The following is an 11,914-nucleotide window of genomic DNA, read 5'->3' on the forward strand; positions in this document are numbered from 1 at the left end:
GTCGTGGAGAACCAAGACATGACCAAAGCCGCCCAGAAGATCACGCTGTCGCCCTCGCGCGACATTCCCTTCAACAAACTGGTCCTGAGCCAGTCCAACGTACGCCGCATCAAGGGCGGCATTTCCATCGAGCAGTTGGCGGAGAGCATTGCTGAGCGGACGCTGTTGCAAAGCCTGAACGTTCGAGCGGTTCTCGATGGAGAGGGTAAGGAGACCGGGATGTTCGAGGTGCCGGCGGGCGGCCGCCGCTACCGTGCCCTTGAACTCCTCGTCAAGCAGAAGCGGATGGCGAAGACACAAGCTGTACCTTGCGTAGTGCGGGACCAGGGCTCCGCTCTGGACGACTCGCTTGCCGAAAATGACCAGCGTGTCGGCCTGCATCCCCTCGACCAGTTCCGCGCATTCCAGGCGCTGCGCGAGGGCGGCATGAGCGAGGAGGAGATCGCGGCGCGGCATTTCGTGGCGGTTGCGGTCGTCAAGCAGCGGCTGCGGCTGGCTGCGGTCTCGCCGGCGCTGCTCGATGTCTACGCCGCCGACGGCATGACGCTCGAGCAGCTGATGGCGTTCACAGTGACGGCGGATCATGTCCGCCAGCAGGAGGTCTGGGACAAGGTCAGCCGCTCCGGCTGCGACGAGCCTTACCAGATCCGCCGCCAGCTCACCGAGCAGACTGTGCGGGCGTCCGATCGCAGGGCTCAGTTCGTCGGGCTCGCATCCTACGAGGCGGCCGGCGGGGTGGTGCTGCGCGATCTGTTCGAAGCCGATGACGGAGGCTGGCTGCAGGATGTCGCGCTGCTCGACCGGCTCGTGGCGGAGAAGCTGCAGGCCGAAGCCGAGCGAGTTGGCGCCGAGGGCTGGAAGTGGATCTCGGCAGCCGTCGACTTCCCGTTCGGACATACCCATGGTTTGCGCGAACTTGACGGAGAGCCGGCCGCGTTCGCCGCGGACGAGCTGGCCGCGATCGAGGCGCTCAAGACCGAACAGGCCAAGATCGAGGCGGACTATGGCCAGGCCGACGAGCTGCCCGACGACGTCGATCAGCGTCTCGGCGAGATCGAGGCGGCGCTGCAGTCGTTCGACGATCGGCCGATGATCTACGATTCCGCCGAGATGGCGCGGGCCGGCGCGTTCGTCAGCGTCGAATCAGACGGCCGGCTCCGCGTCGCGCGGAGCTTCGTCCGCCCCGAGGATGAGGTCGTGGCGACCAGCGATCAGCCGGGTGCCGAAGCCGAGGCCGACAGCGACAACCAGCTCGCCGTTCCCGATGCGAAGGCCCGCACCAGTTCGCCGACGATCGTGATCGGCAACACCGAGACCGAGGCGACGGATGAGGACGGGGAGGATATCGAGCGTCCGTTGCCGGATCGCCTGATCACCGAGCTGTCGGCGTATCGCACGCTCGCCCTGCGCGATGCGCTCGGCCGAGAGCCGTCCATCGCATTCCAGGCCGTGCTGCACAGTTTCGTGCTGGCGACGTTCTATCCGTTCGGGTCAGCGCTCAATTGCCTGGAGATCTCGCTGCGCACCCCGAGCTTCCCGGCGCAGCCGCCTGGCCTGCAGGACAGCATTCCCGCCAAGGCGATCGCCGCCCGTCACGCGGCCTGGAAGGCGAAGCTGCCGGCCAGCGACAGGGAGCTCTGGGCGGCGCTGACCGCGATGGACGGGGCGGCCCAGGCCGAGCTCTTCGCCCACTGCGCCGCGCAGGCGGTGAACGCGATCTTTGAGCCGGCCAACCGGGTGCATCAAGGTCGCCTGTCGGTACATGGTGTCCGCGGCCGCCTCGAACAGGCGGACCGGCTGTCGCGCGCGGTCGGGCTCGACATGATCAGCGCCGGCTGGAAGCCGACCGTGGACAATTATCTCGGTCGCGTCACCAAGCACCGCATCCTGCAGGCGGTGCGCGAGGCCAAGGGCGAGGCCTCGGTGCAGCTGATCGATCACATGAAGAAGCCGGACATGGCGCGTGAGGCCAAGCGGCTGCTCGAAGGCAGCCGCTGGCTGCCGGAGCCGCTGCGTGGAACGGAGACCGAGGTGACCGCCGAGTCTGAAGGCGGCGATGCCGAAAGCCTGCCGGCGTTCCTCAGCGAGGATAAGGAGGCGACGGAAGGCGCTGACGAAGTCGAGGAGATCGTCGCCGCGGAATGAGGCGCATTCCGTACGGCTGATCTCCACTCTGGAAGACATCGATGATTGAAGCCCGGCCAGATCGGCCGGGCTTTTGTCATGCAGGTCATGATCTCTCTGACAGCGGCCGAGAGTGAGAGAGGCGAGGGAGCGCGGATGAGGTCGCCGGACAAGAGAGAGCTTCGGCGGCATTCCTCCCGCTTCACTGCTCTCCTTGAAGGTCCTCCGAGATGGTCACCAACGCGAGCTGCCCTACGGCATCCTTTGCGCTCCTTGCGCGCGCCCAAGCCGTCCGCCGTGCCGCCCAGCTGCTACTGCAAAGCCTCACCCGCGGCGAGCGGATCGATGCAAGTTGCCTCCGCCTGATCATGCAGCGCGCGTTCGGCGGCAGTGATGCCGATGGCAGCTGGGACTGGAAGACGGCGTACGAGGCCTGCGAGATCGCCGCTGTCCTGTTCCTGGCCAAATATGGTCCGGCGATCATCAAGGCCAGCAATGGCTTGCCCTCCGCCATGCTGCCGATGGTCGCCAAGATCGCAGCGCTGCTGCCGAGCCACACCAGGCGCTCGCTGGAGAGCCAGAGCTTCCAGCAGTTCTCGACGCCGCTTCCGCTGGCCCTCGCCGTGGCCGCGGCTGCGCAAGTGACGTCGGCCGATCGCGTGCTCGAGCCATCCGCGGGGACGGGGAGTCTCGCCATATTCGCGGAGCTCGCGGGCGGATCGCTGCTGCTCAACGAGCTCGCTGCAAGCCGCGCCGCCATGCTCGATCTGGTGTTTCCGGGCGTGAGCGTGACGCGCTTCGATGCCGCGCAGATCGATGACCATCTCGATGCTACCTGCGTTCCAAGCGTCGTCCTGATGAACCCGCCGTTCTCGGCGACCGCCAATGTGGATCGCCCTCTGGCGGATACAACGTGGCGCCATCTGTCTTCGGCGCTGGCGCGGCTCGGAGAGGGTGGGCGGTTGGTCGCCATCACCGCCGCCGGATTTGCGCCGGACAATCCGACATGGACCGCCGCCTTCATGCACCTGCAGCAGCGCGGCCGTCTGGTGTTCTCCGCTGCGATCGATGGCGCTGTTTACGCGCGGCAAGGAACCACAACCACGACGCGGCTGCTGGTGATCGACAAGCAGCCGGCGCTGGATCCCTGTGTCTTTCCGCAGTCGGCTGGGATGGCTCCTGACGTCAGGACCTTGCTTGATTGGATCACCGTGCTCGTGCCGCCGCGGCTGCCCATGGCAGGCCGCTTCGTGGCTGAGGTCAGCCAGCGCGCTATGCTCCGGCCGAGGGAGAGCCGAGCGACGGTCCCTCGGTCCTCTCCACCCTCGTCCGCTAGCTTGGAGCCTGAAGGAAGCGAACTCATCTACGAGTTCGTCGATGACGCGCCGGAGCCGGAGCTCCGCCTGACGGATTCGCTGTACGAGGGATATCAGCTGCAGTTGATCCGGATTCCCGGCGCGAAGGCTCACCCAACGAAGCTCGTGCAATCCGCAGCCATGGCGTCCGTCGCGCCGCCCAAGCCGACCTATCGGCCGCATGTGTTGCCGCGGCTTGTCACCGACGGCGTGCTCTCGGAGGCACAGCTCGAGAGCATCATCTATGCCGGCGAAGCGCATGGTGGATTCCTCGCGGGCTCGTGGGCTGTCGACGAGACCTTCGACCAGGTCCGTGCGACGAGTGAGGATACCGAGGGTGCGGTGCGCTTCCGGCGCGGCTGGTTCCTTGGAGATGGCACGGGCGCGGGGAAGGGCCGCCAAGTCGCCGGCATCCTGCTCGACAATTGGCTGAAGGGCCGACGCCGGGCGATCTGGGTCAGCAAGTCGGACAAGCTGATCGAGGACGCGCAGCGCGACTGTGCGGCGCTCGGCATGGAGCGGTTGCTGGTCACGCCGCTGTCGCGCTTCCGCCAGGGCACGCCGATCCGGCTCGATCAAGCCATCCTTTTTACGACCTACGCCACGCTACGGACCGACGAGAGGGCCGAGAAGCTTTCCCGCGTACGCCAGATCGTCGACTGGGTAGGGCGGGATTTCGATGGCGTGATCATCTTCGACGAGAGCCATGCGATGCAGAACGCCGCGGGCAACAAGGGCGATCGGGGCGAGCAGGCGGCTTCACAGCAGGGGCGCGCCGGATTGAGACTGCAGCACGCGCTGCCCAATGCCCGCATCGTCTACGTCTCGGCCACGGGCGCGACCACGGTCCATAATCTGGCTTACGCCCAGCGGCTCGGATTGTGGGGCGGCGCGGACTTCCCGTTTGCGACGCGCGCGGATTTCGTGGCGGCGATCGAGGAGGGCGGGGTTGCGGCCATGGAGGTGATGGCCAGGGATCTCAAGGCGCTCGGCCTGTACACCGCTCGGTCGCTGTCCTTCGAGGGCATCGAATACGAACTGCTCGAGCACCGGCTCACGGACGAGCAGGTCAGGACCTACGATACCTATGCCGAGGCGTTCGCGGTCATTCACAACAATCTCGAAGCCGCGATGCGCGCGGCCAATATCACCGGCGCAAACGGGACGCTGAACGCGCAGGCCAAGTCTGCGGCGCGCTCGGCCTTCGAATCCGCCAAGCAACGGTTCTTCGGGCATCTGTTGACTTCGATGAAGACGCCGACGCTGATCAACGCGATCAAACGCGATCTCGACGCCGGCCAGGCCGCGGTCATCCAGATCGTATCCACGGGCGAAGCTCTGATGGAGCGCCGATTGGCCGAGATTCCGACCGAGGAGTGGGGCGACGTCCAGGTCGATATCACGCCCCGCGAATACGTTCTCGACTATCTCGCTCATTCCTTTCCGGTCCAGCTCTACGAGCCCTTCACCGACGGCGAGGGCAATCTGTCGTCGCGGCCCGTCTACCGCGATGGTCAGCCGGTCGAGAGCCGCGAGGCGGTGGCACGTCGCGACCAGATGATCGAGCATCTCGCCTCGCTTGCTCCGGTGCCAGGTGCACTCGACCAGATCGTCCAGCGCTTCGGCACCGACGTGGTCGCCGAGGTCACGGGACGATCGAGACGGATCGTCCGTATCCGTGACCGGCTCGCAGTCGAGACCAGGGCGGCCTCTGCCAACCTGGCGGAGGCTGCCGCCTTCATGGATGACCAGAAGCGCATCCTGGTGTTCTCGGATGCCGGCGGCACCGGGCGCAGCTATCACGCCGAGCTCTCGGCCAAGAACAAGCGGTTGCGGGTGCACTACCTGCTGGAGCCGGGCTGGAAGGCGGATGCCGCGATCCAGGGGCTCGGGCGGACCAACCGCACCAACCAGGTGCAGCCGCCGCTGTTTCGGCCGATCGCGACCGACGTGAAGGCGGAGAAGCGCTTCCTGTCGACGATCGCGCGCCGGCTCGACACCTTGGGCGCCATCACCCGCGGACAGCGCCAGACCGGCGGGCAGGGGCTGTTCCGGCCTGAGGACAACCTGGAAAGCCCGCACGCCCGAGATGCCCTGCGCCAGCTCTATGGGCTTCTGGTCCGCGGTCAGGTTGGGAGTTGCTCGCTGCAGCGGTTCGAGCAGGCGACGGGCTTGAAGCTGACGGACGACAATGGCCTGCGCGATGAGCTGCCGCCGATCACGACGTTCCTGAACCGGCTGCTGGCGCTGACGATCGAGCTGCAGAACATCCTGTTCACGGTGTTCGAGCAGTTGCTGGCTGCGCGGATCGAGGGGGCGATCGCGTCTGGCACTTTCGATGCTGGTCTGGAGACGCTGCGTGCCGAGAGCTTCGTCGTCACGGAGCGGCTCGCGATCTACAGCCATCCCGCGACAGGCGCCGAGACTCATCTCGTCACCATCACGCAGCGTGACCGCAACCGGCCGATGCCGTTGAACGAGGCCTTGGAGCGGCTCCTGCAGCGCCGCGCCGTTCCGCTGCGCAATGTTCGCTCGGGGCGGACGGCGATTCAGGTGCCGGCGCCGAGCCTGTTGCTCGACGACGGCGAGATCGAACAGCGCGTCCACTTGATCGGACCGATGGGACGTCAGACTTTGCCGCTTGCGAGGCTCGCGGAGCAGGATTGGGTGGAGGCCGATCGTGAGCAGTTCGAGACGGGCTGGAGTGCGCAGCTCGCGTCGATCCCGGAGTTCACGAACAGCACGATCTATCTGATCACGGGGCTCCTGCTACCAATCTGGAAGCGCCTCCCTCAGGAGTCCACGCGGGTCTACCGCCTGCAGACTGATGCCGGCGAGCGCATCATCGGCCGCAAGGTCCCGCTCAGCTGGGTCACGGCAATGGCGGCGGAGAGACCGGTCCTCGCAGCGGAGGACGTGTTTTCAGCCGTGCTGCGCGACGGCTACGTGCTCGATCTGGCTGAAGGACTGCAGCTGCGGCGAGCGCGCGTCATGGGTGTCGATCGTATCGAACTGTTGGGCTTCTCGGAGCGACTGCGGGACTGCCTCCGGGCCTACGGGCTGTTCGGCGAGATCATCTCCTGGAAGCTGCGGATGTTCGTGCCGACCGATGCGGGTGGCGCGGCGATCCTGGCCAAGGTGCTGGAGCGTTTTCCGATCGCGCAGGTCCGTGGGCGGGAGCAACCGTGATGGCAGGCGACGCGTCCGAACTGGCGCGCCGCCTCGCCCGTGAGGCCGAGGCGGTGTGCCGTCACTATCTCTCCAATGGCCGACGGGAGGGGCGCTATTGGCTGGTAGGTGATATCAACAACACGCCCGGCCGCTCGCTGTTCGTGCGGCTGCACGCCTCGTCGAAGGGACCGGCCGGCAAATGGACCGATGCCGCGACCGGCGAGCATGGCGATCTGCTCGACGTGATCGGCACAACATGCGCACTGCGCAGCTTCCGCGAAATTGCCGAGGAGGCGCGGCGATTCCTGAAACTGCCTCGCTGGCAGCGTGAGCCGCCGATTGAAACCAATGCTCCCCTGCGTTCGCGCGACCCGACCAAGGCGGCGCGCCGGCTCTTTGCGATGTCTCAGCCGCTGACCGCGACGCTTGGCGAAGCTTATCTGCGTAATCGCGGCATCGATCCGCTTGTCAGTGCTGCGGCACTCCGGTTCCATCCGCAGTGCTTCTATCGCCCGGAGGACGCAACGACTGTCGAGACCTGGCCGGCCATGATTGCCGCCGTGACCGATCTCGAAGACCGCATCACCGGCGTTCATCGCACCTGGCTCGATCCCGACGGCTTTGATGATCGGCGGCTCGGCAAGGCGCCGATCGAGACGCCGCGGCGGGCGATGGGTGATCTGCTTGGCCATGCTGTGCGCTTTGGAATTGCGGACGACGTCTTGGCGGCCGGCGAAGGCATCGAGACCATGCTGTCGTTGCGAACCGTGCTGCCGTCCTTGCCCGTTGCCGCAGCACTCTCGGCCAACCACCTCGCCACTCTGCTCTGGCCGGCAACGCTGCGCCGGCTCTATGTCGCTATCGACGCTGACCATGCTGGCGTGACGGCTGCAGAAGCGTTGAGCGCACGTGCCCTCGACGCTGGCATCGAGGCGATCGTCGTGTGCCCGCGCTTAGAGGACTTCAACGAAGACCTGTGCGCGTTCGGGAAAGCCCAGCTCCGGGATATGCTACGCGATCAGTTGCTGCCTGTGGACGTCGCGCGCTTCATGGACGTGATTCCGGCCTAGACGTCCGCTCGATGCGGGGCTGCTCTGTATTCATGACACGTGGGTACGAGCAAGAGGACTTCTTCTATGGCTCGTGAAAGCCGCACCTAGGCCTTCTGAAAGCGCGATCGGACGGCAGCCGGTCCGGTCCGGCAATGGCGGGTCGCGGCTATTTTCCGCCGGCCCGCGCGGGCCTTTGCATCGCGAGGCAAAATAGCCGCGCACCGCCATCCTCCGCTTCGCTCCGGCCCGCTGCTCGAAGGGATCAGCGGGTTCTGGTCCGGTCCGCCCACCGTCTTGGAGATCGCTATGGAAGGCCGCGATCGGCGCGGCTCTTACGATCACAGACGAGGTCATCATGTCCGACCAGCACGAGCTGCATGAGCCGCACGACAACCGGTCGACGACCGACGACGCCTTGGCCGAACTCCAGCTCTATGGCTACCGGCCCTTCGACGACGAGCCTGATCCGCGACCGCTGCCGGAGGGCAGGGCCATCACCGGCGCAATCGCCGACATCTTCGACGCCCTGGTGGCGACGCTCGCTGACACTCGCCTCGAGCCTGAGCTGAAGGATCTCTTGTGGTCGACGGTCAACCTGTTTCACCGTGCGACGATGCGCATCGAGCGTGAGCTCGACGAAAACGAGCAGGCGCAGCGTTCGAGCCAGCGTGAGCAGAATGGCTCGGAGGTCCGCTCGGTCGAGCTCGAGCGCCTGACGACGGAAGGGCTGTCGCTGGTCGAGCGCCGCAACGTCATGGAGCTGTTCCGTGATCTCGCAGCAGAAGCCTTTGAGCTCCATACGCGATCGCCCTGGCGCCCGCGGTCAGGCTCCCAGGTCAACCACCGCACGCTGACAGCTGCCATGATCGACTCTCGCGACTTTCTCGCCGCCAAGCGCCGCGCCGAGACCGAGGTCATGCTGCCGCAGGGGCCAAAGATCGCGCTCACCGGGGGACCAGACTTCAACGACGTCGCACTCATCTGGGACCGGCTCGACAAGGTTCACGCCAAGCATCCCGACATGGTCCTCCTGCACGGCGGCTCGCCGAAAGGCGCCGAACTGATCGCCTCCAAATGGGCAGCGAACCGGAAGGTGCCGCAGATCGCCTTCAAGCCCGACTGGACGAGGCACAACAAGGCCGCCCCCTTCAAGCGCAACGACGCCATGCTGGAGACGCTGCCGATCGGCGTCATGGTCTTCCCCGGTTCGGGGATCCAGGGCAACCTTGCCGACAAGGCCCGTCGCCTCGGCATTCCCGTCTGGACCTTCGGGAGGGGCGGCGCGTGAGCGCCGTCAACTCCTCAACGCTCCGCCCATCTCACAACGCGTCGGACGCTGATCGAGCGTCGGCTCGACTCTCCGCAACTTTGTCCAAATCAGGATATATGTTGTTCGTATCGCGCCGCGGTGGTGGTGGAAGGCGCATCCCGTCATAGCTTTGCACGGAGGCCACCATCATGCTTGCGATTGCTCTCATCCTTGGACTGGTCAGCGTCGGACTGTTGTGCCGTGCGCTGTTGAAGCTTGCCGTTCACGCCCTCCCGTTCTTCGCTGCGGTCAGCACCGGCACGGCGGTCCTGAATGCCGGCGTCGGGATCGGCTGGGCATTTTTGGCCGGCCTCACCGCGGCGGCCCTCACCCTGACGGGCGGCCGACTTCTGTTTGCAACTTCGCGATCCCTGCTGATGCGCGCCTTCGTGGCAGCTTCCTTCCTCGTCCCGGCGGCGATGGCCGGCCGCTACACGGCGTTGGGAGTTGCATTGCTCGCCGAGCCGTCGTCGTTCTGGCGTGGGATCATCGGATGGTCGGGGGCACTCCTGGTCGCCGGATGCGCTCTGCACCAGTTGCTGAGTCACGATCGGCTCCGCCCGTTACAGTCCGAGCAGGACGGCGCTCGGTCTCTCCACTCCTCGCGACTTTGAACCTGGACTGAGCAGCCCAGCCACCTGCGCCTCGAACGGTCGGCGACGATGGAGTTCGGGAGCAGGGATGCGCTCGTGCTGGGCGAAAGCGAGCTACGACGTTCTGGAGCTTGCGACCCACTGCGGAACGATCTTTCAAGCGCAAGGCATTGGCTGACCAGTTTACGGCAGGTTCGCTGACACAGGACTGAGATCAACACGCGCTTTTCTTGTCGGCGGTTTCTGATCGTACGCCTGGTTCATCGGACGTCTTGTGCGGACGAAGCCCGCCATGTCTCTCCTGGAAGCTGATCGGGGCGGCGACGCACCTTGCCTCGTGATGGCTCGATCTGGCCGAAGACCGGCTACGCCTCGCTCGCCTGATCGCAACGCCGCCGGCCAACTTTCTTCCCCTGGGCGGAGCCGCCCATTCCTCGCGGGACAAGAAAGTTGTCCGGCGCCGTCCTCCGCTGCCGCTTCAGCCCTTCGGGTGCGCCGTCGATCGCCGTTCGCCCGAGATGCGCCATCGAGGCCACGGTGGTCGCGGCCCGAACCAGCCAAGGAGAGACAACATGGCTTCCATCGGTTCCTTCAAGAAGGTCGGCGACGATTTCCAGGGCGAGATCATCACCCTGAGCCTCAAGGCCAAGGGCGTGCGCATCGTCCCCGAAGCGACCCGCTCCAGCGAGAACGCGCCCAGCCACCGCGTCTACGCGGGCCAAGTGGAGATCGGAGCCGCCTGGGCGCGCCGCTCCGAGGAGGGACGCGACTATCTCTCGCTCAAGCTTGACGACCCCTCATTCAACGCCCCGATCTACGCCAACCTGTTCGACGACGAGGGCGGCGAGGGCTACACGCTTCTCTGGTCACGGCCGCGCAAGACGGCGGAGTGAGGAGACAATCGGCTCCGCCCGGATTCTCCTGGCGGATCCCATTGACCCGGGTCACGCGGACCGGGGCTGTTCGTCCAGCCCCGAAGGCGAACGCCAGAAAGTCCTTAGGTCTGAGCCGAGTGACAAGCGGACTTGAGTAGTGCACAACGGCAAGAACGTATAGGACGCGACGGGACAGTTTGCGACACGGGCTATGAAAGTTTTCCGAAGTTATCGCTGTGACCAGGGTCATCATTGGGAAGTGCAACGGCGTGATAGCGAAAAAGAGCAGCCTTCGGACTGCATCTGCCCGGAGGGGCACCCTGCAATCACTTGCCGCGTCGAGCTGCCCGTCGAGGATGTGCAGATATTGATCAGTCCTGCAGCAAGAGTTACTGACCAAATAACGCGTCAGCGTGTCCTCGATGGGCGATACTATCTTTCTCTGCTCGACAGGGCCGGAATCGAACTCTGCGCATCTAGCGGTCACTATGACTGGAATACAGCCGTGAAGCTGTCCGCCTTCTTCAAGGATAAGTCAGTCGAGCAAGCGCTTGCCTGGTGGGAAAAGCGCAAGCTGTGACCGCGGCGTATTCTTCTTTGGCGCATAACCTGCGGTTTGGCGCTCATCCGTCATAGCTCGCTTCCGGTAAGACGGAAGACGATGATAGTTAAATGCCAAGCAGCCGCTTCCTTATCATTGCGAAGCGGCCTTGAGATAACCTGTGCGCCAAAGCGCAAGCGTCAGATGTCACCTGGACCTCAGTGCTGTACCGGCGGCTTCCACGACTATCGCGGCTTCAGCAAGAAGCTGTTTGCGCCGCGCCAGCACATCGTCGACTAGCGTTGTTCCTGCATGCTCGGGTGATCCTGCCTCAAATGGCGGCTTCGGGTCGTACTCGATGAGCAATTGAATGCGCTTGGCGGCTTCTTCGCCCGCCATCCTCGCGGCGATTGTCAAGCCGAAGTCGATGCCTGCCGTGACGCCGCCACCGGTGATACGATTGCGGTCAACTACGACACGATCCTTTCGGACGATTGCTCCCATCTGCGCCAGCAGGTCGCGGACGTACCAATGCGACGTCGCGTGGTAGCCGCTCAGGAGACCGGCAGCGCCCAGAAGTAGCGAGCCGGTACAGACGCTGGTCACGAGCCCCGCTGTCGCGCCACGCTCCTTGACGAAGCTGATCGTCTTGTCGTCCCTGATTGCGTCGAGTGTGCCCTTGAGACCGCCGGGGACAAACAGAACGTCCAGGCTCGTAGGCGAGGTTTCGAACGTGTCGGTCGGCGCGATAGGAATCCGCACGTCTGGAATGATCGGCTGCATGCTTCTTGCGATCAGCCGCACATCAGCCTGCAGCATGTTGAACGCGGTCAGCGGTCCGACCAGATCGAGTAGGATCATGTCGTTGTAAACCAGCATGCCGATCTTGGGGCG

The 11,914-nt window shown here is 65.1% G+C and carries 8 protein-coding genes; 7 read left to right on the forward strand and 1 reads right to left on the reverse strand.

The genetic code is table 11. The features are described from left to right. Positions 1-18 precede the first annotated feature (18 nt). The 7 genes from LQG66_RS25430 (at position 19) to LQG66_RS25460 (ending at position 11,059) form a co-directional block, all read left to right on the forward strand. Positions 19-2,145 carry a ParB/RepB/Spo0J family partition protein gene (locus tag LQG66_RS25430; RefSeq protein ID WP_231318393.1) on the forward strand — a complete coding sequence of 709 codons (2,127 nt, stop codon included), beginning with the start codon at positions 19-21 and terminating at the stop codon, positions 2,143-2,145. A 209-nt stretch (positions 2,146-2,354) separates the two neighbouring features. Beyond that, positions 2,355-6,668 (forward strand): strawberry notch family protein, encoded by a 4,314-nt coding sequence (locus LQG66_RS25435; RefSeq protein WP_231318394.1) that lies wholly within the window; start codon positions 2,355-2,357, stop codon positions 6,666-6,668. Further along, positions 6,668-7,720 carry a DUF7146 domain-containing protein gene (locus LQG66_RS25440; protein ID WP_231318395.1) on the forward strand — a complete coding sequence of 351 codons (1,053 nt, stop codon included), beginning with the start codon at positions 6,668-6,670 and terminating at the stop codon, positions 7,718-7,720. Before LQG66_RS25435 ends, LQG66_RS25440 begins: the two co-directional genes overlap by 1 nt. Before the next feature lie 337 nt (positions 7,721-8,057). Then, positions 8,058-8,990, forward strand: a complete 933-nt coding sequence (locus tag LQG66_RS25445) for a DUF2493 domain-containing protein (protein ID WP_231318396.1) — start codon at positions 8,058-8,060, stop codon at positions 8,988-8,990. A gap of 170 nt (positions 8,991-9,160) precedes the next feature. Beyond that, positions 9,161-9,625, forward strand: coding sequence for a hypothetical protein (locus tag LQG66_RS25450; RefSeq protein WP_231318397.1), 465 nt, complete (start codon positions 9,161-9,163; stop codon positions 9,623-9,625). 551 nt (positions 9,626-10,176) lie between these two features. After that, entirely contained in the window at positions 10,177-10,497 is a 321-nt protein-coding gene (locus LQG66_RS25455; RefSeq protein ID WP_231318398.1) for a DUF736 domain-containing protein, read from the forward strand. Positions 10,498-10,690: 193 nt separating this feature from the next. Then, positions 10,691-11,059, forward strand: coding sequence for a hypothetical protein (locus LQG66_RS25460; RefSeq protein WP_231318399.1), 369 nt, complete (start codon positions 10,691-10,693; stop codon positions 11,057-11,059). A 168-nt stretch (positions 11,060-11,227) separates the two neighbouring features. Here the strand turns inward: LQG66_RS25460 and LQG66_RS25465 are convergent, their stop codons facing one another. Continuing rightward, entirely contained in the window at positions 11,228-11,899 is a 672-nt protein-coding gene (locus LQG66_RS25465) for a DJ-1/PfpI family protein (protein WP_231318400.1), read from the reverse strand. Positions 11,900-11,914: the final 15 nt, after the last annotated feature.

The organism is Bradyrhizobium ontarionense (assembly GCF_021088345.1).
Lineage (GTDB): Bacteria > Pseudomonadota > Alphaproteobacteria > Rhizobiales > Xanthobacteraceae > Bradyrhizobium > Bradyrhizobium ontarionense.